The sequence below is a fragment of the Bradyrhizobium sp. genome, assembly GCF_035652035.1.
Lineage (GTDB): Bacteria > Pseudomonadota > Alphaproteobacteria > Rhizobiales > Xanthobacteraceae > Bradyrhizobium.
Genome location: NZ_DASREO010000112.1, coordinates 108,080 through 130,146 on the forward strand (window position 1 = coordinate 108,080; position 22,067 = coordinate 130,146).

21 protein-coding genes and 1 tRNA gene are annotated in these 22,067 nt (G+C 60.5%); 15 read left to right on the forward strand and 7 right to left on the reverse strand.

The annotated features are described in order from the left end of the window. The first annotated feature begins 95 nt into the window (after positions 1–95). Entirely contained in the window at positions 96–1,475 is a 1,380-nt protein-coding gene (locus VFB05_RS31540) for a sulfotransferase family protein (protein WP_325020074.1), read from the forward strand. A gap of 613 nt (positions 1,476–2,088) precedes the next feature. Here VFB05_RS31540 and VFB05_RS31545 read toward each other — a convergent pair. Continuing rightward, entirely contained in the window at positions 2,089–2,787 is a 699-nt protein-coding gene (locus VFB05_RS31545; protein WP_325020000.1) for a TetR/AcrR family transcriptional regulator, read from the reverse strand. A 201-nt stretch (positions 2,788–2,988) separates the two neighbouring features. Here VFB05_RS31545 and VFB05_RS31550 point away from each other — a divergent pair, with 201 nt between their 5' ends. After that, complete coding sequence (locus tag VFB05_RS31550) at positions 2,989–4,224, forward strand: acyl-CoA dehydrogenase family protein (protein ID WP_325020002.1); 1,236 nt, start codon at positions 2,989–2,991, stop codon at positions 4,222–4,224. A 138-nt stretch (positions 4,225–4,362) separates the two neighbouring features. Then, on the forward strand, positions 4,363–5,421 hold the full coding sequence (locus VFB05_RS31555) for a phosphotransferase family protein (RefSeq protein ID WP_325020004.1): 1,059 nt from the start codon (positions 4,363–4,365) through the stop codon (positions 5,419–5,421). A 17-nt stretch (positions 5,422–5,438) separates the two neighbouring features. Here the strand turns inward: VFB05_RS31555 and VFB05_RS31560 are convergent, their stop codons facing one another. Beyond that, entirely contained in the window at positions 5,439–6,878 is a 1,440-nt protein-coding gene (locus tag VFB05_RS31560; protein ID WP_325020006.1) for an amidohydrolase family protein, read from the reverse strand. Positions 6,879–7,190: 312 nt separating this feature from the next. Between VFB05_RS31560 and VFB05_RS31565 the strand changes: the two genes are divergently transcribed. Beyond that, positions 7,191–8,027, forward strand: a complete 837-nt coding sequence (locus VFB05_RS31565) for a hypothetical protein (RefSeq protein ID WP_414643346.1) — start codon at positions 7,191–7,193, stop codon at positions 8,025–8,027. A 244-nt stretch (positions 8,028–8,271) separates the two neighbouring features. After that, complete coding sequence (locus tag VFB05_RS31570) at positions 8,272–8,463, forward strand: hypothetical protein (protein WP_325020010.1); 192 nt, start codon at positions 8,272–8,274, stop codon at positions 8,461–8,463. A 49-nt stretch (positions 8,464–8,512) separates the two neighbouring features. Here VFB05_RS31570 and VFB05_RS31575 read toward each other — a convergent pair whose 3' ends face one another. The 3 genes from VFB05_RS31575 to VFB05_RS31585 all read right to left on the reverse strand — a co-directional run bounded on the left by VFB05_RS31575 (position 8,513) and on the right by VFB05_RS31585 (position 11,494). After that, positions 8,513–9,688, reverse strand: a complete 1,176-nt coding sequence (locus VFB05_RS31575) for a hypothetical protein (protein ID WP_325020012.1) — start codon at positions 9,686–9,688, stop codon at positions 8,513–8,515. A 37-nt stretch (positions 9,689–9,725) separates the two neighbouring features. After that, entirely contained in the window at positions 9,726–10,466 is a 741-nt protein-coding gene (locus VFB05_RS31580; RefSeq protein ID WP_325020014.1) for a hypothetical protein, read from the reverse strand. A 242-nt stretch (positions 10,467–10,708) separates the two neighbouring features. Beyond that, entirely contained in the window at positions 10,709–11,494 is a 786-nt protein-coding gene (locus tag VFB05_RS31585; protein WP_325020016.1) for an SDR family oxidoreductase, read from the reverse strand. Positions 11,495–11,626: 132 nt separating this feature from the next. Between VFB05_RS31585 and VFB05_RS31590 the strand changes: the two genes are divergently transcribed. Then, positions 11,627–12,334 carry a histidine phosphatase family protein gene (locus VFB05_RS31590; protein WP_325020018.1) on the forward strand — a complete coding sequence of 236 codons (708 nt, stop codon included), beginning with the start codon at positions 11,627–11,629 and terminating at the stop codon, positions 12,332–12,334. Positions 12,335–12,361: 27 nt separating this feature from the next. Further along, complete coding sequence (locus VFB05_RS31595; protein WP_325020021.1) at positions 12,362–13,129, forward strand: SDR family oxidoreductase; 768 nt, start codon at positions 12,362–12,364, stop codon at positions 13,127–13,129. A gap of 53 nt (positions 13,130–13,182) precedes the next feature. Here VFB05_RS31595 and VFB05_RS31600 read toward each other — a convergent pair whose 3' ends face one another. Then, positions 13,183–14,406, reverse strand: a complete 1,224-nt coding sequence (locus tag VFB05_RS31600) for a serine hydrolase domain-containing protein (RefSeq protein WP_325020023.1) — start codon at positions 14,404–14,406, stop codon at positions 13,183–13,185. A 167-nt stretch (positions 14,407–14,573) separates the two neighbouring features. Between VFB05_RS31600 and VFB05_RS31605 the strand changes: the two genes are divergently transcribed. Together VFB05_RS31605 and VFB05_RS31610 are read left to right on the forward strand one after the other, a co-directional pair. Then, positions 14,574–14,649: transfer RNA gene (locus VFB05_RS31605), tRNA-Trp, on the forward strand. A gap of 682 nt (positions 14,650–15,331) precedes the next feature. Beyond that, positions 15,332–15,994, forward strand: coding sequence for a hypothetical protein (locus VFB05_RS31610; protein WP_325020025.1), 663 nt, complete (start codon positions 15,332–15,334; stop codon positions 15,992–15,994). A 57-nt stretch (positions 15,995–16,051) separates the two neighbouring features. Here VFB05_RS31610 and VFB05_RS31615 read toward each other — a convergent pair whose 3' ends face one another. Further along, positions 16,052–16,543 carry a cupin domain-containing protein gene (locus VFB05_RS31615; protein ID WP_325020027.1) on the reverse strand — a complete coding sequence of 164 codons (492 nt, stop codon included), beginning with the start codon at positions 16,541–16,543 and terminating at the stop codon, positions 16,052–16,054. 299 nt (positions 16,544–16,842) lie between these two features. Between VFB05_RS31615 and VFB05_RS31620 the strand changes: the two genes are divergently transcribed. From VFB05_RS31620 to rplA, 6 genes are all read left to right on the forward strand, one after another. Further along, positions 16,843–18,981 (forward strand): outer membrane protein, encoded by a 2,139-nt coding sequence (locus VFB05_RS31620; protein WP_325020029.1) that lies wholly within the window; start codon positions 16,843–16,845, stop codon positions 18,979–18,981. 309 nt (positions 18,982–19,290) lie between these two features. Further along, positions 19,291–19,659: a hypothetical protein gene (locus VFB05_RS31625; RefSeq protein ID WP_325020031.1), complete on the forward strand. Its 369-nt coding sequence runs from the start codon at positions 19,291–19,293 to the stop codon at positions 19,657–19,659. A 329-nt stretch (positions 19,660–19,988) separates the two neighbouring features. Continuing rightward, complete coding sequence (gene secE / locus VFB05_RS31630; RefSeq protein ID WP_325020033.1) at positions 19,989–20,180, forward strand: preprotein translocase subunit SecE; 192 nt, start codon at positions 19,989–19,991, stop codon at positions 20,178–20,180. A gap of 23 nt (positions 20,181–20,203) precedes the next feature. Further along, positions 20,204–20,737, forward strand: coding sequence for a transcription termination/antitermination protein NusG (gene nusG / locus VFB05_RS31635; protein WP_325020036.1), 534 nt, complete (start codon positions 20,204–20,206; stop codon positions 20,735–20,737). A 133-nt stretch (positions 20,738–20,870) separates the two neighbouring features. Further along, on the forward strand, positions 20,871–21,299 hold the full coding sequence (gene rplK / locus VFB05_RS31640; protein ID WP_325020038.1) for a 50S ribosomal protein L11: 429 nt from the start codon (positions 20,871–20,873) through the stop codon (positions 21,297–21,299). A gap of 6 nt (positions 21,300–21,305) precedes the next feature. Further along, positions 21,306–21,998 carry a 50S ribosomal protein L1 gene (rplA, locus tag VFB05_RS31645; protein WP_325020041.1) on the forward strand — a complete coding sequence of 231 codons (693 nt, stop codon included), beginning with the start codon at positions 21,306–21,308 and terminating at the stop codon, positions 21,996–21,998. The last annotated feature ends 69 nt before the right edge of the window (positions 21,999–22,067 follow it).

A 22,067-nucleotide genomic window follows, 5' to 3' on the forward strand; every position in this document is an offset into this window, starting at 1 on the left:
GCAAAGGCGCGCTCGCGGAGGCTGAGGTTCATGCGCGAAACGCCGTGCGCCTTTCGCCGGTGGATGCGCAATCGCACAACCTGATGGCGATGATCATGACCGAGGCGCAGCGGCCTCAGGTCGGCGAGCATCATTACCGCCGCGTGATGGAGCTGATCGGCGAACCGAACGCAATCCTTTACGCCAATCTTGCCTGGAATCTCAAAAACCAGGGGCGGATGGCGGAAGCGCGTCAACTCTATGAGCAGTCCGTGCGGCTCGACCCCAATATCTTTCAGACGATTTACGGCTGGGCGCGCATGGAGGAGACGGACCGCAATTTCGCACGCGCCAGCGAATTGCTGGATGCGGCCGAGCGCATTTCACCGGGTAACCGAACCGTGCAGCTCGCGCGCGCCGTGCTTCATGGCCGCAGCAAGGATTATGCGAGTGCCGTTGCGACCCTCGATGAGATCGAGCGGCGGCATGGGGAGGGCGGCCTGGGACCGGCCGAATGGACCGAGAAAGGGCAATTGCTCGACAAGATGGGCCGGTACGCGGAAGCGTTCGCCGCCTTTGAGGCTGGCAAGCGCACGTTGCGCGAGATGAGCGGCCAGCGCTATCTCGCCGCCGAAGCGCAGGATATGGTCGCGCGTCTTCGGGGGTTCTTCACGGCGCCGCGCCTGAATATCCTGCCGCGCGCGGGCGTGCGCACGGATGTCCCGCAGCCGGTCTTCATCGTTGGCTTTCCCCGATCGGGCACGACCATGGTCGAGCAAACGCTCTCCGCACATCCGCGCATTTCAGCCGGCGACGAGCTGCCGACCATCCATGAACTCACCGCGGTCATTCCGTGCATGCTCAACAGCCCGCTGGCCTATCCAGAGGCGCTTGCCGACCTGTGGCTCGGAGATCAGATCGAGGGCCTCGACAATCTGCGGGATTATTATCTGCAGCGTGCGCGCCAGCTCGGCGCGTTGCGCAAGGGGGCGAGCTGGTTCACCGACAAGATGCCGCTGAACGAGACTCACCTTGGCCTGATCGGCTTGATATTTCCGCAGGCGCCGGTCATCCATTTGTTGCGTCATCCGCTCGATGTCGTGCTTTCGGTGTTCTCCAACCATCTCACCCACGGCTTTTACTGCGCGAACGATCTCGAAACGATCGCGCATCACTACGTCCTGGTGATGGGCCTTGTCGAACACTACCGCCGCGAGATGTCGCTTCGCTATCTGCCGATCCGGTACGAGGACATCGTCGCGGATCAGGAGACGCATGTGCGCAAGATGTTGAGTTTCGTTGGCGCGCCATTCGAGAGGCGTTGCCTCAATTTTCACGAAAACCGACGCTACGCCCGCACCGCCAGCTACGCACAGGTCACGGAAAAATTGTACGATCGTTCGCGCTATCGCTACCGCGCCTATCTCGAGCAGCTCAAGCCGGTCATTCCTATTCTGGAACCTTCGATCTTCGCCTTGGGCTACACGGTCGATTGAGTGCCCCATCAATAGAGATGGAATGGAAAGCGGCCGGCCGGCAGCCGACGTTTGAGGGTGAAATGCGCTAGCGGCGCTACCGGTTGATTTGCCTGCATGTCCAGTTCGTCTGCGGAAAATATTTCGCTCTCCCCGTCGGGCAAATCATCTCTATAAGCCCGCGCCATCCCGCCTCACTCAAGGGGCGTTTCGCGATCGTCACGAACGTAGAGTGCGGGATGCGGTGGACATTTGTGGTGCGATGAGACGAACGCATCACGGGTGGACGGCGAAGTCGTAGCGTTCTGATACCCCGACGCTGGTATCAAGCGAGCGATGATGCTGCGCATCACGCTGGTGACGGAGACAATAAAGCCCGGTCTCCGGGGAGACTACGAAGGAAACCGTAAAACCATCGCACAGGGAATGCCGGAATGTGCGGCGTACCTGTGGTGACTTACTCGTGTGCTTTCTACTCTTTGCGCACGAGGCTACGGGTGCATCGCGCACCCGGCATTCCCTGCGCCCTTTTAGACGAGGGCATCAGCAAAACTCGGACGCGAGCGGCGCCGCGAGAAAGGCGCGCTTGCCTGGAGACGAAACGTTGGCACAAGGGACGCGCCAAATGATTGGTTCAGCCCTTCAACCTTTCGGCGCGGCTGTCCGTCATGCTCGTTGCGCCGTTTCGGGCCGGCCTTGTGTTCACACCCGTGCGTACCGTCAGCGTCATCGCTGCCGCATCGACGATGCGAGCGATCAGCGCCTCGACATCATCGAGGTCGCATTTGCCTTCGGAAAGCTTGGTCAGCCGTTCGGTGTCGCGAATGGTCTGATGCGCCATCGCGAGCGCGAAGTGCAGGCCCCAGTAAAGATCGGCCTCGTCGCAGTCCGGCAGCGACCGGCGCATCGCCGCGGCAAATTTCCGCAAGTGGTCGATTTCGCGATTCTTGATGCGGCGGATCGGCGGCACCGATTCAACGGACGCGCGGATCATGAAATGCGCGGCCGTCGATTGCTCGTTGCCCGCGCCGAGGCAGCCGCGCAGGGTCGGGCCAACCAGCGCGCGCAGGATTGCCCTGACGTCGGCCCGCCCGTTGCCGGCCATCTCGGCGTCCTTCAGCTCCGCGAGCCGCTTGCGGTTGGTCGCAAGGCCGCGGGTGACGAAGAGTTCGGCGATCAGTTCGTCCTTGGAACCGAAATGATAGTTCACCGCCGCAAGATTGACGCCGGCCGCGGCGACAATGTCGCGCAGCGTGACCTCGCCGAAGCCGCGTTCGGCATAAAGCCGTTCGGCGGCATCCAGGATCAGGGCGCGGGTCCGGTCAGACGCCATTTGCGGGCTGGGGTTGCAATTCAAACATTTGTATGAAACTATGGTTTGAAGGTTTGGATGTCAATGCAAAATGGGCCGCTCCGACATCTTCGGCATCCGGTCCATGCATTGCCGGGCTTCTTGGAAATGGACTTGCAGACAGCCGGTGGCGGGCAGAAAGTCGCCGCCATCAAATTCACTTAAAACGACGAGGAAACGCCCATGGACTTCACGATGTCGGAACGCCAGCGCGAATGGCTCAGCCGTGTGCAGTCATTCATGAAGAACCACGTCCGCCCCGCGGTGCCGATCTACAAGCAACAGGATGCCGAGGGCGGCCGCTGGAAGGTGATCCCGATCCTCGAGGAGTTGAAGAAGAAGGCGCGCGCGGAGGGGCTGTGGAACATGTTCCTGCCGCCGTCATCGCATGAGGACGACGAGTTCCGCGGCGCGGGATTGAGCAATCTCGAATACGCGCTGCTCTCCGAAGAGATGGGTCACATCAGCTGGGCTTCGGAAGTCTTCAACTGCTCGGCGCCCGATACCGGCAACATGGAAGTCCTGATCCGCTACGCCAACAAGGAGCAGAAGCGCAAATGGCTGCGGCCGCTGATGGATGGCGAGATCCGCTCCGCCTTCCTGATGACGGAACCCGCGGTGGCTTCTTCCGATGCCACCAACATCGAGACGCGTATCGAGCGTGACGGCGATCATTACGTCATCAACGGCCGCAAATGGTGGTCGTCCGGCGTCGGCGATCCCCGCTGCAAGATCGCGATCCTGATGGGCAAGACCGATCCGAAGGCGCCGCGCCATCAGCAGCAATCGCAGATCCTGGTGCCGCTCGACACGCCAGGCATCAAGGTCGAGAAGATGCTTCCCGTGTTCGGCTTCGACGACGCGCCGCACGGCCACGCGCAAGTGCTGCTGGAGAACGTGCGCGTGCCGGCCAGCAACCTTCTGCTCGGCGAAGGCCGCGGCTTCGAGATCGCGCAGGGCCGCCTCGGCCCGGGGCGCATCCATCACTGCATGCGCACCATCGGCAAGGCCGAGGAGGCGCTAGAGAAGATGGTGAAGCGGCTGTCGTCGCGCACGGCCTTCGGCAAGAAGATCATCGAGCATTCGGTCTGGGAGCAGCGCATCGGCGAAGCTCGCACCAACATCGAGATGAACCGTCTGCTCTGCCTGAAGGCGGCCGACATGATGGACAAGGTCGGCAACAAGACCGCGCAGCTCGAAATCGCCATGATCAAGGTTGCGGCGCCGAACATGGCGCTGAAGATCATCGACCAGGCGATCCAGGCCTTTGGCGGCGCCGGCGTTTCGGACGAGGCGGGGCTGGCCAAGGACTATGCCGGCATCCGCACGCTGCGGCTCGCCGACGGTCCCGACGAGGTCCATAACCGCGCCATTGCCAGGCTCGAGCTTCGGAAATATGCCAACGCTCCGGCGAATTAAACGAGCGCCCACAGGCCGCACTTTTGGTATCGTCATTCCGGGATGGTGCGTTAGCACCAGACCCGGAATCTCGAGATTCCGGGTTCGATGCTCGCGCATCGCCCCGGAATGACGGAAGAAACAGTCGGGGAAACCACCGTGGCCGAAGGCGTTAGAAACGACGAGGAATTTTCCGGAACCAAACCGGTCGAGGAGCGGCACCGGATCGACGAGATCAGCCTCGATGGGTGGATGCGTGAGCACGTCGAGGGTTATCAGGGCCCGCTGACCGTTCTGCAATTCAAGGGCGGGCAGTCGAACCCGACCTATCGGCTCGATACGCCCTCGCGTTCCTATGTGATGCGGCGCAAGCCGTTCGGAAAGCTGCTGCCGTCGGCGCATGCGGTCGACCGCGAGTTCCGCGTGATTTCCGCGCTCGGCAAACAGGGCTTTCCGGTTGCGAAAGCTTACGCGCTTTGCACCGACGACGCCGTGATTGGCGCGGCCTTTTACGTCATGTCGATGGAAGAGGGGCGGGTGTTCTGGGATCCGGCATTGCCGAGCCAGTCACCCGAGGCGCGGCATGCGATCTTCAAGGACAAGATCGAGACGCTGGCAAAGCTCCACACCTACGATCCGCAAGCAATCGGCCTTGGCGAATTCGGCAAGCCAGGCAATTATTTCGCGCGCCAGGTCGATCGCTGGACCAAGCAATACCGCGCGTCCGAGACCAAGCATATTGAAGAGGTCGAAAAGCTGATCGAGTGGCTGCCGCGCACCGTGCCGCAACAGGAGCGCGTCTCGATCGTTCACGGCGATTATCGCCTCGACAACATGATCTTCCACGCCACGGAGCCGCGGGTGATCGCGGTGCTGGACTGGGAATTGTCGACGCTCGGCGATCCCATGGCGGATTTCACCTATCTCTTGATGCAGTGGACCATGCCGGGTCTCGCCAATGCCGATCTTGCGGCGCTGAACATTCCGTCGCTGGAAGAGGCCGCGCAAGTCTATTGCAACGCCACCGGCAGCGCCGTGCCTGATCTGAACTGGTATTTTTCCTACAACCTGTTCCGGCTTGCCTGTATCACGCAAGGCATCGCGGGACGAATCCGCGACGGCACCGCGGCAAGCGCCAAGGCGATGGAATCGGCGGCCCGCACCGTGCCGCTGTCAAAAGCCTCCTGGGAATACGCGCAAAAGGCGGGCGCGGTATAGCTCCCGCCTTCTCGCGCTCACCGCCACTTCGTGCGCTCGCGAATGCCCGCGAGCGCCGTCCGCGCGCCTGATATCACTTCCGAGGTGTCGACGGCGACGAGCTTGCCGCCACGCTTGAGGATCCGGCCGTCGACGACGACCATGTCGACGTTTTCCGGCGTCGTCGCTTCCAGCACGAGATGCGCCGGGTCGGTCACGACTGCCATGTTGAGCGCGTTGGGGCTGATCATGATCAGGTCCGCGCGTTTTCCCGGCCGGAGCGTGCCGACCTGGTCATCGATGCCCATGGCGCGTGCGCCCTCGATGGTGCCGAGTTCGAGCGCTCGTCGCGCCGTCATCTTGAATTCGCTCTCGGCCCGCGCATTCTCGGAATCGCGCGCGAGCTTCAGCACGCCGAACATGTTGGAGCTTCCGGTCAGGGCCGAGGTGTCGATCGAGACACCGATCGGAATGCGCTTTGCCAATATTTCCGAGATCAGCGGATAGCCGTAGCCGATCCGTAGTTCGGAGCCGGGTGAAGTTGAAATCGAGGCGCCCGATTCCTCGATCATGTCGAGTTCTGCCGGTGTCACGGCCAGCGCATGGATAAGCTGAACGTCCTTGCCCATCAGCTTTGCCTTGTAGAGCAGCTCGATCTGCCCGGCCTGGCGATGCGCAGCGGAAGCCACATGCACGGTGATCGGCAAGCCGAGCTTGCGGGCATTGTCGAACTCCGGCTGATAAACCTCGGGCTTGATGGGACCGGCGCGGAATTGTCCGCGCCATCCCATGCCAAGCGTCAGCAGGCCCTCCCTGGAGTAATCCTTCCAGTTCTTGGCGAGCGTTTCGATCGGCGCCTGATCGGCCGATTGCGTGTCGGGCAGGCCCTGCGGCCAGCCGCAGGAGTGGCGGGCGCGAATGCCGGCTTGGGCGAGCGCGCGGATATCGGCTTCCGCGTGCGCGGTGCTTCGCACGTTGTGACACCATGAGTGCACGTAGGTCATGCCGGAGTTGATGGCCTCAGCCGCTGCGAGCCGCGTGCTCTGGAAGATGTCGTCAGGCGTCATCTGCTGGCCAAAGCGCGCGACCGTCGGGAAGTAGCCTTCTTCCGGCTTGTCGCCGGCGAAACTGCGGAAGATGGTATTCCACATGTGCCAGTGGGTCTCCACAAGGCCCGGCATCACGATCATGCCAGTGCCGTCGATCGTCTCGCCGCCGCTGGTGGCGGCCTTGCCGACGGCGACGATCTCGCCATCGCGCACATGCACGGAAGCGCCGGCAAGGTCGCCGAAGTCGCGCTCCATTGTCATGATATAGGCGTTGGTGATGGTGAACTCGCCGCGCGCCGGCAGCCGCGTCGAACCTGTGCCGCCGGGCGGCGTCTGCGCCTTCAGCGGCGACGAAAGCATGCCGCAGGCACCCGCAAGCCCAATTGCGGCCGCGCCGCCGATAAAACCACGCCTGCAAATCTCACACATTATTCCTCCCCGGATCGGCCTGCGCCGACCGCGATTTTGCGGACCTGGTTTGTGACAAGGTGCGTCCGCCCGTTGGAGCGGATTGTGACACAAATTGGTGGCGGTGTGACAAGGCCTCCATGTCACCAAGCCGGCATTTGGCGCCTCGCGTCGGATACTCGGCGAGCCGCCGCGGGCTGGCGCAGCCCTCGTACCGAGACCTGGCGGCCGCCGACTGTCACAAATCTCCTGTCGTGATTCGCCATGTTCTGTGACAGAATTAATACGATTGGATGTCTGTTCGGTTACACGGAGATGTCGATGCGGTCGGAAATGCGGACGAGGCCACGTTCACTGGTCTGGTCAAATCCGGTGTCGTGGTGGTGGGCGATGCTGACGCTGGTCAGTGGCGTCAATGTCGTCGCCTGGGTCCTGATGTATCGGCAGCTTCATGATGCCGGCTCGACCGGTCGCGTACCCGGCATGGAGATCATGCTACTCTTGAGCGCGGCCTATGTGTTCGGATGCGCGTTCCGTTCATTATTGCCGCGCGCCGACGTACAGCGAATCTGTCTGTTCGATACCTGGCTGTCGAGCGTCGCCGTCGGCCGCTCGGTGGCGACGGTTGCGGAAGTTTGTTTCGCCGCGCAGTGGACGATGATCCTCCTGCAACTGGGTACGATGACGGGCGCGGAAACGACCGTAAACGCCGCCTGGCTGATCGTGCCGTTGATTTTGATCGCGGAATGTTTCTCGTGGTACGCGGTCGTCACCACGAATTATTTTTTCAACGCAATCGAGAATTCGATCTGGGCCGTCGCTTTCTTCATTGCCGGGATCGGACTTTGCCGGCTGATGCCGGAGTTCGATGGCGCGATCCGGGCCGTGCTTGCGATTTCTGTTGTCGGGATCGTGATCTATCTCGCGTTTTTGATGACCGTCGACGTGCCGATGTATCTGAAGCGCCGGCAGGCCGACATGGCTTTAGGTAACCGGCTGCTGCGGCCGCTCGAAGGGCTTCGTGACGTGAGCACGCGCTGGATCGTCACGCACGATCTTTCCGAATGGAAAGAAGAAATCGCCTGGATGTCGCTCTATTTCAGCGCGGCCGTGTGGGCGAGCCTCGCGCTATGCGTGTTCTACGCGGTCGAAGGACGGATTGTCGGATAACATAAGCTAATCGAAATCCGCTCTTCTTCAGAGATTTTAAAGCAATCGGTCGAAGCGACGGCGCAAATGCGGTCCAATCCGGGCAGCTGAAGTTGCAGCGCGCGCCGGCATCGACGCGACCGCGTGATGCGCCGCAACAGATTCCAACTTTGGTCTCAAATCCGCCCTCGACTCACGTCACTCTGACTGTGGGTGGAAGAACTGGGGTCACGTTCGGCTAATGAAAGTAATTGGGGAGTTGGCCATGGTACCCGTACAACCGCACCATAGCGCACTTGAAGAACTCGATGCATCGTCGTTTGGACCTGACGATTTTACCGAAGACGATTATTGCGATGACGACGTTGTGTCGTTGCTCGAAGAAAATGCACGTTTGAGAAAACTCGTGATCAGGCTATCGGAGATCGTGCTCCGGAATGTTGCCGAAGAAAAATAACGGCAAATATATAGTGGGCTAGTTGTAGCCAGGTATTTCAAGACATTTTTCAAAACAGGTGGCCCGATGCAATTCGGGCGCCCTCACTCAAAGCCCGCAACTTCGCCCACACCACGTCGTCCGCCACGCGGCCGGCTCCGGCTGAGGTGTCAAATCCGCAGTCGGTACCGGCCATGACGCGCGTCGGATCGCCGATGGTTTTGGCGACGCGTTCAATGCGCTCGGCGACGACTTCGGGATGCTCGACGAAGTTCGTCGTGGAATCGATGACGCCGGCGACCACGATCTGGTCGTCGGCGATCGCCTTTCCATGAAGGCAGCGCACCTCGTGCGCATGGCGGGGATTGGCGAACGGCAGCACCAGCGCGCCGACGTTCATGCGGGCGATCAGCGGTAAAATCGTCTCCAGCGCGACATCGCGGTCGTGCGGGCCTTCGTAGTTGCCCCAGCAGACATGCATGCGGACGTTTTCGCGCGGAATGTTGCGCAGCGCATCGTTGATGGTGGCGACGACGCGCTCGACGAAATTGAGGAAATCTCCGATGGGGCGTTCCTGAAACGAGATGTGATGCTCGAGCGCAAGATCCGGGCAATCGAGCTGAAGCAGGAAGCCCTGCGAGGCAATCGCCTCATATTCAACCTGCAGCGCGCGGCCGACCGCCGCGAGGTAGGCGTCCTCGGTGTCGTAGTGCTCGTTGCGGATCGCCGCCACGACGATGCCAGGGGAGGGGGCGGTGAGAAACGCTTCGGTGAATCCTTTGGCGCCGGCGTGCTTGCGCCCGTCGAGCAATTCGCGGAAATCGGTGCATTCACGGGTCGCTTCCGCTGCTCCGACATATTCAATGTCGCCGATCACCTTCGGGGGCGCAAAATTGCTGACCATCTCCTTGGCCGCGAACTGCTGCTCCAGCGCGCGCTTGAAAACCGGATAGCCCTCGACGTCGGCGCGCGGCCAGCGCTTCCACGATCCGCCAAAACCCGTCATCCGATGACGGACATGCAGGAAAAAGCCTTCGCGCTGCTGCTCGCCATTATTGCCGATATCGATTCCGGCTTCGATCTGCTTGGGTACGATTTCCTGCAAGGCGGCATGACCGGCGCGTTCGATCTCGCCGGAATCGACAGTCTCACCGCGCGAGCGCATGGCATAAAGCCTGGTCAGCGCGGGCGGACGCGGCAGGCTACCGGTGTGAGTGGTGAGAATGCGATCGTTGCTGCGCTGCATGATATCTGTCGCTCCGGTTTTATTGTTTTTTCACCAGCTATTTGGCGCCAGTCAAGGAGACCCATTCTTCCGGTAGCGGCTGCTCCAGCTTTTTCAAGTCATTTTCGAGGTCGCTGACGCGCTTGCCGGCTGACGTCATGGCCTGCGCCGCAACATTGTAGCGCTCGACGGTGCGTTGAAGCGGGAAGATGAATTGTCCGGCGACGATTTTGAAGGAACCCAGTTCGCCGGACATGAACGCGATGTATTTGTCGTAAGCGCGATAGTAGTCGACGCGTGCCGACAACACGCGCGAGATGGCATCAAGCGTCCTGGCATGCCGTTGCGCAAGGCCTTCGATAAGCTGGCTCGCGATTTCCTTCGGGACATGGAACGAAGCGGTCGCACTTTCGATTTGCTCGCGCTCGGCCTTCAGGATCGCCGCGTAGCGCGGAAGAAACGCGCCCGCATTTGCTTCCGCTGTCTTCAGAGCACGGCGGAAAGCGTCAAGTTCGTCACGGCTCGCGGAGCCGAAATTCAATTCTTTCGATAGTTGCGCGGGTTCGATCTGGGCGGACAGCTTGTCGATTGCATCTTTCGTGCTGCCGGCCACACGCGTTGCCTTCGCCATCAGCTGGAGGACGTTGTTCTTGGGGTACTGCCTGAGTGCGCGCTCGAGCTCGGCGGGCCCGGTGACGCCCTGCAGTATCGCTCGATCTTCCTGGACCGAGGCTCGCTCCTGGAACTTGTTCAAATCGATCGACAGAGAAGCAGCCACTGTCAGAAGAACAAGCAGCAAGAAAAAGGCTATTCCTATGCGGGTGGAGGTAACGGAACGCGAGGACATCGGATCAATCGCCACAGCGTTGGTTTTCGCAAGCTGCACCTGTGATACTGTCGATGGCTTTCGAACTCAACGTGTCTGATCGCCGCCGCGCTGCTATGCGCGAAGGCGCGCGACAGTCTTCCAGAGAAGTCTGGTATGAACTGAGAGGCGAGGTTTATTGGATACCTCATCGCCGCGAGGTATGACGGGTCTAGCTAGATCGGCTTGCCCGTATACGGCATCGAAGCGGTGAGGCCGCCATCGACCGGAAACGCCTGGCCGTTGACGTAGGATGCTTCGTCGCTGATCAGGAACAGGCCCATCGCCGCTAGTTCATGCGGCTGACCGGCGCGTTTCAGGGGATTGAGCTGGCCGATCTTGTCCTGTGTGCCGCGTTCCTTGGCGCGGTCGAACACCGGTTTGGTCATTCCGGTTTCGATCAGGCCGGGGCACACCGCGTTGATCCGCACGCCGGTCCCGGACAGAGAGTAGGCGGTGGTTTGCACGAGACTGATGACGCCGGCCTTGCTCGCCGCGTAAGGATGGCCGCTCGCGCCGGATTTAAGTCCAGCAACCGAAGCTGTGCAAAGGATCGCGCCAAAGCCCTGCTTGATCATGCGCGGCATCGCATATTTGATGGCGAGAAACGGACCGATCAGGTTGATGCGCAGAATTTCCTGCCAATGCTCCACCGTCTGTTCGGAAAGCGGCACCAGCCCGCCGCTGACGCCGGCATTGGCCCAGATCGCATCGAGCTTGCCATAGGTCGCAATCGCCTTGCCGATGAAAGCGATGACGTCTTTTTCGGAACCCGCGTCCGCCATGACGGCTTCCGCCGTGCCGCCGGCTTTGCGCACCTGATCGACCGTCTCCTTGACGCCGTCGGTGCGATCGACTGCGATCAATCTCGCGCCTTCCTTCGTGAACAGGAGCGATGCCGCACGTCCGATGCCGCTGCCGGCGCCGGTGATGATGACGGATTTGCCTTCGAGACGGCCCATCGGACTTCTCCTGCTTAAGCTTGTCGGCGGTTTCGCCTTGCGAAATTTTAAAACAACGTTTGAAACGTCGAAGTGACTTGAGGCGGCAAGTTCTCTGACGTACGAACACAACACTATTGAAGGGCTTTTGCGATGTCCAATCCCGGCAAACCAGACGTGGTGATGACGCGGTGGTGGTGGGTGCGCCACGCGCCGGTGCGCTCTGACGGCGGCAACATCTACGGCCAGTCGGACATCGCCTGCGACACCAGCGATCGCTACGTGTTCGAGGCAGTCGCGAAAGTTCTGCCGCGCCAGGCGGTGTGGGTTGCGAGCAGTTTGACGCGCACGCATCAGACGGCCGAAGCGATCTGGGACACCGGGTTTCCGAAGCCTGTGACAATGGCGAAGGAAGCGGCGTTTGCCGAACAGCACCTCGGAAAATGGCAGGGCATGAATCGCGCCGCGTTTCTCGCCAGCCGCCCGCCCGGCAGTCACTGGTTTGCCGATATCGCCGAACCCGCGCCCGGCGGCGGCGAAAGCTTTATGGACCTGTACAATCGCGTCGTTGGGGCGATCGATCGCATCAATGTCGAGCACGCCGGTAAGGATGTGATCGCGGTCGGCCATGGCGGCACGATCAAGGCGGCGCTCGGGCTCGCGCTCGGCGGCCAGCCGGAAAAGGGACTTGCTTTCGATATCGATAATTGTTCGGTGACGCGGCTTGATCACATCAAGAGCCCGACTGTGAACGTCTGGCGTTTGCCGATGGTGAACCAGCAGCCGTGGATTGCCGATGAGGCGCACAAGGCCATGCATCGGCCAGCGGGGCCGGAGGTGACGACAAGCAAGCTTGCTTGATCGTCGTCATAAATGGGAGGAGGCCACATGAATCTGTTCGATATGTCGGGAAAAGTCGCCGTCATCACCGGCTCTTCACGGGGCATTGGACGCGCGATCGCCGAGCACATGGCCTATCACGGCGCCAAGGTCGTCATTTCCTCACGCAAGCAGGCGGTCTGCGACGAGGTCGCCAAAGCCATCAACGACAAGGCTGGCAAGCAGGTGGCGCTTTCCGTTGCCGCCAACATCTCCACCAAGGATGATCTGAAGCATCTGGTCGAGGAAACCAACCGCGTCTTCGGCCCGATTGATGCGCTGGTCTGCAACGCCGCCTCGAATCCATATTACGGACCGCAGGCCGGCATTTCCGACGACCAGTTTCGCAAGATCCTCGACAACAACATCGTCGCCAACCACTGGCTGATCTCGCTGGTGGTGCCGCAGATGATCGAGCGCAAGGACGGCTCGATCACCATCATCTCCTCGATCGGCGGATTGAAAGGTTCGACCGTGCTCGGCGCCTACGCGATTTCCAAGGCGGCCGACATGCAGCTCGCGCGCAATCTCGCTTGCGAATACGGCCAGTACAATATCCGCGTCAATTGCATCGCGCCCGGTCTGATCAAGACCGACTTCGCGCGAGCGCTGTGGGAAAATCCGGAAACGCTGAAGGCTTCTACCGCGCGTTCACCGCTGCTCAGGATCGGTGAGCCCGACGAAATCGCGGGCGCTGCGGTGTTTCTTGCCTCGCGCGCCGGCACCTTTACCACGGGCCAGACCATCGTCATCGACGGCGGTGCCACGATCAGTTGACTCTTCGTCGTCCCGGCTCGCGCTTCGCTTGGCCGGGACGAGCAGTGTCGCCGCTACTCGATCGCCGCGTAAACGAGGTTGCGTACCAGCGTGCGGGTATGGACGCGCTGGCCAGGCGCCTGCGACATGAAGATGGCGAACAGGTCCTCCTTCGGATCGATCCAGAAGAAGGTGCCGCCCATGCCGCTCCAGAAGAACTGACCGACCGAGCCTGAGAACGGCGCGATGCCGTCTTGCGTGCGCACGCCGAAGCCAAGACCAAAACTGTGGCCAGGCTGCGTGAGCGTACCCTTGATCTCGACCGAGGGATCGAGGTGATCGGATGCCATGAATTCCAGCGTCTTGCGACCGATGATCCTGACGCCATCCAGTTCGCCGCCATTGAGCAGCATTTGCGCAAACCGCGCGTAGTCCATGGTGGTCGAGACAAGTCCGCCGCCGCCGGATTCCATCACCGGCTTTTCCAGCATGTTGAAGAGCTGGACTTTATCGCCGGTCCAGGGATCGGTCGTAAAAGGCTCGGCGAGGCGAGGGGCGTTCTCGGCAGCCGTATGAAATGCGGTCTCGGTCATTTGCAGCGGCGCGAGAATGCGCGTCGTGAGGAATGCACCGAGCGATTTTCCGGTGACGATTTCGATCAGCCGGCCAAGAATGTCGGTCGAGCGGCTGTAGTTCCACTCGGCGCCGGGCTGGCAGATCAGCGGCATGCTTGCGATCAGCGCCGCATGCTCGGCATTGTCGATCTTGCGGCTGCGCACGCGCGACTGCTGATAGAGCTGCTGCACCAGGCCGTTGCCGGTGTGTTCATATGTGATGCCGGACGTGTGGCGCAGCAGATCCTGGATGGTGATCGGCCGCTTGAGCGGCACGAGATCGAGCTTGCCGTTGTTCTCGACGCCGACCTTCTGGTCGGCAAATTCGGGGATGAATTTGGCGATGGCGTCATCGAGCAGGAAGTGACCTTCCTCGAGCAGCATCATCACACCGATGGAAACGATCGGCTTGGTCATGGAGAAGATGCGAAAGATCGAATCCTGCGCCATGGGGCGGCTTTCAGCCGGATTTTGCTTGCCAAGCGCGTCGAACCAGCCGATCTGGCCGCCCCTGGCGACCATGACAGTCGCGCCCGGCATGGTTCCCTTGTCGATCTCGCGCCGGAACACGTCCGACATCCGCTGCAAACGGGACGGGGACAGCCCCAGCGATTCCGGCTTCGCCTCGGGCAAAGGCGGCGTTTGCTCGGCGTGTGCGGGCCGGGCGGCGGTCTGCGCGGACATGACGGTCTCCCTTTATTTATTGTCGTTATCGGTCACGTTAATCTTTGGCGCGGCTGGCGGCCAAGAACAAGAGCGCGCCGGCGCCCTCTTCGGCCGCTTCGCCCTTGCCATCTGGCCGCGGCCTATGCTTGAAACGGCGCGGATCGGACGGCAACGTCGGTCCGTACAGGAGTGTAGCTCAATTGGTAGAGCACCGGTCTCCAAAACCGGGGGTCGCAGGTTCGAGCCCTGCCACTCCTGCCAGCGAAATCAGATAGTTAGGCCAGATTTTCGAGTTGGCGCTTTTCCTCCAAAAGCACAAAAGGGTACACCACAGGGTACACGATCTCTTTCGGGGGCGTGCAAGTGGTTGAGCCGATGTCCGGTACACCCTGTGGTTGAGAATCATGGAAACCGCGCCAGGGGCCAGTCGTAGCGACCCTAGGGCAATTTATCTCGCACAGCTGTTGATGGTGTGGGGATAGGCTCCACTGCCCTCGACTCCGACGAATCGAATCCGCAAAATCGCGCAATCTGTCGAGCCCGATTCGCACCGCCTTCGCAAAGCGGCAAGCAATTGGACAACTCGCCAGCCCACGGCCTGACCGGTCTAGGACCTCCGATCAACCGGAGCATCCGAGATCCTCCCAGGGCGACGTGGGGTCATCCGCGGTGGTTCTAGAACGCCAAAGATGAGCCGATGCACCTATGAACGACGGCTTATTCGTTCGGTAGGAGCTATTCCGCAAACCCCTCTTGTGGGCTAACGGCGCGCTGAAGGCCCGGAGGACAGAGTATGCGCAAGCAACTCACCATCCGGTGTTCGACCAAGGTAGATGTGGCCGACTGCCTAAGGGCAATCGCGTTGATCGTTTATCTTCTGCATTGAACGGGAAGCGGGGTTGGCTTCGGTCAGCCCCGTTTTTCTTTGGCGAAACGACAACCCATGAGCATCGTCAAAAGCAGGACTCGACTAACAACCTTCAGAAGGATTGCCGATAATGGCGCTCTAGCGCCATTGCTCATCAAATTGATGATGGCCGTGAATGATTTGGGTATAGCAGATGATGGCCTGAGACGGTGGATCGAGAACCCTCCATCCGAGCATCAGGATCGAATTCAGGGCGCCAAATCGTATTTTGTCAGGCTGATGGTAGCCCATACGTTTGAGGCGTTGAAGGTAGTCTACCAAATCAACACAACGCCAGACTTTAAGAAGCTCGTGGATCAATGCGACCGTCAAACGCGGGAGATTTTCGCGCGGTTGGCGTCGATCATAGGTACCAAGGAATACAAGACTATGAAGCGGATACGCAACGCAATCACGTTTCATTATGAAACCGACGCGATTGCGCAAGCTATCGACCGCCAGAACGACAAGTTCTCTGATTATCCTATGTCTGTCTCGATCGGCAACAAGACCCTCTATTGGTATTTCGAACCTGCTGACCGCGTGGCGGACAGCATCATAGTGCGTGATGCGATCGGACTAAAAACTTACCCCGTTGTTTCAGCTGAGGTGGATGCGGTGGCCGTTCAGCTGCAAAAGATCGGGGAGGATTTGTCAAACTTCTCAGGCTATTTCATTCCTCGACATGTCGTTCGCTGACACATACCCCGCCCGCCATATGGTGATGCCGCCGAGGGTGCGCACAAAGCCGACTAATCAGCGCGGTGGCCCGGGAAGTTTCAAGCCGAAACGTGAGCAGAGCGCGGGGATGCTCTCGATCTTGACGTCGAGCGCGTACTTTTGCGCGATGGCGCCAAGTCTGGTGGTGTCGGGCCAGATTGCTCGCATGTCTCGAAAGTAGTTTTCGAAACCGGCCGGCGAAATGATTTCGATGATCTCGCAGGGGCTGTCGCCTGCATTCCAGAACGTATGCCATTGCTCGCGCCGTTTCAGAACCCACGCCCCGGGCCCGGCGATAACGACATCGTCGCCCAACAGTGCGCCGAGCTTGCCGCTGATCACGTAAGAATACTCGTCCTCTCTGTGATGACGGTGCAGCGGCGCGGCGAGGGTGCGAGGTGCCAGCGGATGATGGACGACGGAGAACCGGCGCTCGGTCAAATCGCCATCGATTTTCCAGTCAACGCCGAAGCCGCCAAAGTCGAACTTGTCGCTTGCACCGAATGGAATGCTCAAGCCCTGGATCATGATTGCGGCCTCCTGCTGACGCGTCCACACAGCCTATCGTTCTCGGCGCGCAAGATCGACGGTGGAATTTTCGGCGGTCTACTTTTGCAACCGGATTTGTCGAGCAATTGCAGGGGTTTTTGCCTGTGGCGGGACTACAACAGGCTTGCGGAACTACAACAGGATTGCGCGACTACAACAGGCCCTGACGTTCATACGAAACGGCGGCAGTTCGGCTCGACGGTTTAATTTTTACGGGTATCTATCGTCGAGTGCTTGAGTCGTTGAACACGTTCGGATCCTATTTGAGGGCAGTTGATATGAAGAGGCGGTTTCTTTTTGGATTTGGACTTTCACTGGTTGCTGCGGCTGGCCCTGCCGGCGCTGCCGATCTCAGCCCAGTTTACAAAGCCCCTGTCGCTGCGGCCCCTTCGCTTTACAACTGGACCGGCTTCTACTTCGGCGGCACCGTCGGCGGCGGCGTGGCGTCGCTGCCCAATGTCGTGCTGGAAACTCCCGGCACAGAAGGGCCGCTGAATGGCACCTCGCTCAAGTCGGGCGCGTTGGTCGGCGGTCTTCACGCCGGATATAACTGGCAATTCAACCGCTCGTCTCTGTTCGGAATTGAGGGCGATTTCAACTGGACGTCCTTGAAGGACAGTTCGACCACCTGCGTCGGCCCCTGCACATTGCTCAACAACCAGAATCCGTTTGTGACGTCGTCGAAGCTCGATGACTTCGGCACGATCCGCGCGCGCTTCGGCCTCGCGAACGATCGCACCCTGGTTTACGTCACGGCAGGCCCCGCGTTCGGGCACATCAACGCATCGTTCAGCGAGAACAACATCGTCACCGGTTTGTCGGCTGCCCAAAGCCACGAGAGCAGCTTTCACTGGGGCGTCGCGGCGGGAGCGGGCGTCGAATACGCGATCGCTCCGAACTGGATCCTGCGCGGCGAGTACTTGCATCTGAATTTTGAAAGCAAGGATACACCGCTCACCGGCACCGCCTATCAGTTCTTTCCAATCGCCGGCAATAGTTTCGCCTCGCGGGCGTCGGCAACGGCCGACATCGCCCGTATCGGCGTGAGCTACAAGCCGTGGGATGGCGCACCGATCGTCGACGCTGCACCCGTCGTCAAGGCCACGCCGCCTGGCTGGACCGGCTTCTACTTCGGCGGAACGGTCGGTGGCGGAGTCGCATCATTGCCCGTCACCGACGTCGATTCCGCGAACGGCAACTTCTTCACGAGTGGGCCGTCGATGAAGTCCACGGGGGCAGTCGGCGGCCTGCATGCCGGCTATAACTGGCAAGCGAGCCCCTCCTTCCTGTTCGGTGTTGAGGGCGATTTCAACTGGACCGGCCTGAAGAACACGACGACGGCCTGCTTGGGACTCAATGAGTGCCTCACGACCGCGTCCAAGCTCGACAACTTCGGCACCGTTCGTGCGCGCTTCGGTCTGACCACCGATCGCACCCTGTTTTACGTGACCGCGGGTCCGGCCTATGGGCACATCGATGCTTCGCATACCGACTTCGTGCCACCTTTGACCCCCGCAAATCTGGTCAGCCAGAGCAACGACAGCCACTACCATTGGGGCACGGCCGTCGGCGCCGGCGTGGAATACGCGTTGACGCAGAACTGGATTCTGCGCGGTGAGTATTTGCATCTGAACTTTGTGAACAATGATGTCGCGAGCACCAACGCTCTTGGTGTGCCGACGCCGGCCTTCCGGACCAGGTCATCGGCTGAAGCGGACATCGCCCGTGTCGGCCTGAGCTACAAGCCCTGGGCTTCCGCAGGACTTCCCGCTGAGGCTCCTTTTAACTGGACCGGCGCTTATATTGGCGGCAGCGCCGGCTTCGGAATGGGCTCGATGCCCGTCACGGACATGGACAACTTCAATAGCGACGCGAACGGTCAAACGTTGAAATCTGCCGGCGTCGTCGGCGGCGCGCATTTGGGATATAACTGGCAAATCGGCTCCACTGCTGTTGTGGGCGTCGAAGGCGATTTCAACGGGATGGGCTTCAGGGATTCTGATTCGACCTGTCACGGCTCCACTGCTCCGAATTGCGCATTTGTGAGTTCGTCGAGACTCGACGACTACGGCAGCATTCGTGCGCGGTTCGGTCTGACGTCAGGCCGCACGATGGCCTACGTCACGGCTGGTCCTGCCTTTGGACATATCACCGGCAATTACACCAACGCCGGCGGTGTGGGCGTCATCGCAGGCGACGACAGCTTCCACGCAGGCCTCGCGGCCGGTGCCGGCCTGGAATACGCGCTTACATCCAACTGGATCCTGCGCGGCCAGTACATGCACCTGAATTTCGAAAACAAGACGGTGACGATCACCAACAACGCCGGCGTGCCGTTCAACAACTCCGGCTTCTCGGCCCGATACTCGGCCTCGGCTGACATCGCCCAGGTCGGCATCAGCTACAAGCCCTGGTGAGGCCTGATCTCTGCTGAGTGGTAACTATCCGTTAACCACCTAGGCCGATGCTTTGGTTCAAGGCGGTGGAATCGGATCCCTGAGCCGACAACTGCATGAGAAAGCCGGCGGCGTAACGCCCGCCGGCCTTCTTACGTCACGGACCCAGCTCCTCGCGTACACGTCGCGACCGCGCAGCGCGATCGCAATTGTTCCATCAGCACCTGCATCGGAACTGCCGGGAACAAGGGAACGAACGCCTTTCATCAGCGATTGTCCGGACACCCGCTTTGTCGGGTTCACTTTCATGCAAATGAGGGAGCAATCCTGATGAAACGAATAGCATTGGCTTTGGGTCTTGTGGCGGCGTGCGGCGTCACCGCTGCGTCGGCCACGACAGTCAACCTCACCGGCACGTACCGGTGCATCCAGGCTTGCCGTGACGGCAATATCGGTGCGCCCACTTTCGTCACGCAGAATGGCGACTCGGTGAATCTCACCACGGAAACGGGGGAGTCATTCCACGCCTGGCCGGACTGGAACGCACCTGCAAGCCGCCTCTGGATCGAGGCGAAGGGCGAGAGTGCCGTCTATTCGCCCGATGGCATGCGCATTCAGTTCGACGATGGCCGCGTCTGGCAACGTGAGCTGCCGCCGGTTGTGGTCGGCCGCGCGCCGGTCGTCTTCTACGGCAGGTAACTTGACGTCGTTTCAAGGCTGGGCCGGCGCACCTCGTGCCGTGTCCAGCCTTGCGCTTGGGGGCTCCCAAAGCCGTTGAATCCGCGACTTTTATTACGGGTCGGCCGGCCCCGGCTCTCCTTGACCTTTGACCTTGTCCGCAGTACATACCGCCCACCTGTTGCCGGCCCGCTTAACCTGCGGATATCCGGCGCGGCTTTGAAATCCCCGAACAATCGAGCCCGCGTGTCGGCTCAACCTTCAAGAGAGGGCTGGGCGTGAGAGGTCTGTTCGGATTCCTGATATTAACAAGTTGAGTTCGTCTGACGACGGATTACGGATCCAAGACGATGGCGACAAGCCCGTTTAAATTCTTGCAGGAAGTTCGCTCGGAGACCGCGAAGGTCACCTGGCCGACCCGCCGCGAAACCATGATCACCACCGCGATGGTGTTCGTGATGGTCGCGTTCGCCTCGATTTTCTTCTTCTTCGCGGATCAGATCATCCGATATGTGATCACATTGGTTCTGGGCATCCACTGATGGCAAGCACCGCAACGCAAACAATGGATAAGCGCTGGTACATCGTCCACGCCTATTCGAATTTCGAAAAGAAAGTCGCTGAATCGATCCGCGAACAGGCCAAGCAGCGCGGGCTCGAAGAGCTGTTCGAGCAGGTGCTGGTGCCGATCGAGAAGGTCACGGAAATCCGCCGTGGCCGCAAGATCGACGCGGAGCGCAAGTTTTTCCCGGGCTACGTGCTGGTCAAGATGAAGCTGACCGACGAGGCCTTTCATCTGATCAAGAACACCCCGAAGGTGACGGGCTTCCTCGGTGCGGAAAACAAGCCGATGCCGATTTCGGAGGCCGAGGCCATGCGCATCCTGCACCAGGTGCAGGAAGGCGTGGAGCGCCCGAAGGCGTCGGTGCATTTCGAAATTGGCGAGAACGTGCGCGTGGCCGATGGCCCGTTCGCCTCGTTCTCGGGCGTCATCGAGGAAGTCGACGAGGGGCGTTCGCGCGTGAAGGTCGCGGTGTCGATCTTCGGCCGCGCCACGCCGGTCGAACTGGAATTCGGTCAGGTCGAAAAGGTGGCCTGATTGGACGTGGAGGCGGCAACGCCTCTATAGAGAGGACGTGGGAGGTTGAAGGCGGTCTGCCTGCCGCTTTTGAACCGGACCACGAACCTGAAACCGCCGGCCTCGCAAGGATCGGCACAACAGGAGTGAGATAATGGCAAAGAAAGTGACCGGATACCTGAAATTGCAGGTGCCGGCGGGAGCGGCCAATCCGTCGCCTCCGATCGGTCCCGCGCTTGGTCAGCGCGGTCTCAACATCATGGAATTCTGCAAGGCGTTCAACGCGCAGACGCAGAAGGAAGAAAAGAACACTCCGATCCCGGTGATCATCACCATCTACGCGGACCGTTCCTTCACCTTCGAGATGAAGACGCCGCCGATGTCCTACTTCCTCAAGAAGGCCGCCAAGATCGAGTCCGGTTCGAAAGCTCCGGGCCGCGACAAGGCCGGCAAGGTGACAAAAGCGCAGGTGCGCGAGATCGCCGAGAAGAAGATGAAGGATCTCAATTGCGACACCGTCGAATCGGCCATGAAGATGGTCGAGGGCTCAGCCCGTTCGATGGGTCTGGAAGTGGCGGGGTAATCGGTCATGGCAATCGGAAAACGCACCCAGAAGGCCCGCGAGGGCGTCGATCGCGAGAAGCTCTATCCGCTCGCGGACGCCATCAAGATGGTCAAGGAACGCGCGAAGGCGAAGTTCGACGAAACCGTCGAAATCGCGATCAATCTCGGCGTCGATCCGCGTCACGCCGACCAGATGGTTCGTGGCGTCGTGACGCTGCCGAACGGCACCGGCCGTACGCTTCGCGTCGGCGTGTTCGCGCGCGGCGCCAAGGCGGACGAAGCCAAGGCCGCGGGCGCTGACGTCGTCGGCGCCGAAGATCTCGTCGAGAAGGTGCAGGGCGGCACGATCGATTTCGACCGCTGCATCGCCACCCCCGACATGATGCCGCTGGTCGGCCGACTCGGTAAGGTGCTCGGCCCGCGCGGCATGATGCCGAATCCGAAGATCGGCACGGTGACGATGGACGTCACCACAGCCGTCAAGGGCGCGAAGGGCGGTTCGGTCGAGTTCCGTGTTGAAAAGGCCGGCATCGTCCAGGCCGGTATCGGCAAGGCTTCCTTCTCGGAAGAAAAACTCGTTGAGAACGTCAAGGCATTAACCGATGCAGTTGCAAAGGCGAAGCCCGCGGGCTCAAAAGGTACCTACATCCAGCGCGTCGCGGTCTCGTCAACGATGGGACCGGGCGTGAAGGTCGAGCCGGGCAGCATTCTCGGCTAAAAGTTTCAAATGGCGGATCGAGAGGAAAGGGCGGAATCGGGCAACCGGTTCCGCTCTTTGCTTTTTGAT

Coding starts and splice junctions, on each gene's coding strand:
- VFB05_RS31540 (WP_325020074.1), top strand. CDS start 96: ATGACCGAGGCGCAGCGGCCTCAGGTCGGCGAGCATCATTACCGCCGC.
- VFB05_RS31545 (WP_325020000.1), bottom strand. CDS start 2,787: ATGGCGTCTGACCGGACCCGCGCCCTGATCCTGGATGCCGCCGAACGG.
- VFB05_RS31550 (WP_325020002.1), top strand. CDS start 2,989: ATGGACTTCACGATGTCGGAACGCCAGCGCGAATGGCTCAGCCGTGTG.
- VFB05_RS31560 (WP_325020006.1), bottom strand. CDS start 6,878: ATGTGTGAGATTTGCAGGCGTGGTTTTATCGGCGGCGCGGCCGCAATT.
- VFB05_RS31565 (WP_414643346.1), top strand. CDS start 7,191: ATGCGGACGAGGCCACGTTCACTGGTCTGGTCAAATCCGGTGTCGTGG.
- VFB05_RS31570 (WP_325020010.1), top strand. CDS start 8,272: ATGGTACCCGTACAACCGCACCATAGCGCACTTGAAGAACTCGATGCA.
- VFB05_RS31575 (WP_325020012.1), bottom strand. CDS start 9,688: ATGCAGCGCAGCAACGATCGCATTCTCACCACTCACACCGGTAGCCTG.
- VFB05_RS31585 (WP_325020016.1), bottom strand. CDS start 11,494: ATGGGCCGTCTCGAAGGCAAATCCGTCATCATCACCGGCGCCGGCAGC.
- VFB05_RS31590 (WP_325020018.1), top strand. CDS start 11,627: ATGTCCAATCCCGGCAAACCAGACGTGGTGATGACGCGGTGGTGGTGG.
- VFB05_RS31595 (WP_325020021.1), top strand. CDS start 12,362: ATGAATCTGTTCGATATGTCGGGAAAAGTCGCCGTCATCACCGGCTCT.
- VFB05_RS31600 (WP_325020023.1), bottom strand. CDS start 14,406: ATGTCCGCGCAGACCGCCGCCCGGCCCGCACACGCCGAGCAAACGCCG.
- VFB05_RS31610 (WP_325020025.1), top strand. CDS start 15,332: ATGAGCATCGTCAAAAGCAGGACTCGACTAACAACCTTCAGAAGGATT.
- VFB05_RS31615 (WP_325020027.1), bottom strand. CDS start 16,543: ATGATCCAGGGCTTGAGCATTCCATTCGGTGCAAGCGACAAGTTCGAC.
- VFB05_RS31620 (WP_325020029.1), top strand. CDS start 16,843: ATGAAGAGGCGGTTTCTTTTTGGATTTGGACTTTCACTGGTTGCTGCG.
- VFB05_RS31625 (WP_325020031.1), top strand. CDS start 19,291: ATGAAACGAATAGCATTGGCTTTGGGTCTTGTGGCGGCGTGCGGCGTC.
- secE (WP_325020033.1), top strand. CDS start 19,989: ATGGCGACAAGCCCGTTTAAATTCTTGCAGGAAGTTCGCTCGGAGACC.
- nusG (WP_325020036.1), top strand. CDS start 20,204: ATGGATAAGCGCTGGTACATCGTCCACGCCTATTCGAATTTCGAAAAG.
- rplK (WP_325020038.1), top strand. CDS start 20,871: ATGGCAAAGAAAGTGACCGGATACCTGAAATTGCAGGTGCCGGCGGGA.
- rplA (WP_325020041.1), top strand. CDS start 21,306: ATGGCAATCGGAAAACGCACCCAGAAGGCCCGCGAGGGCGTCGATCGC.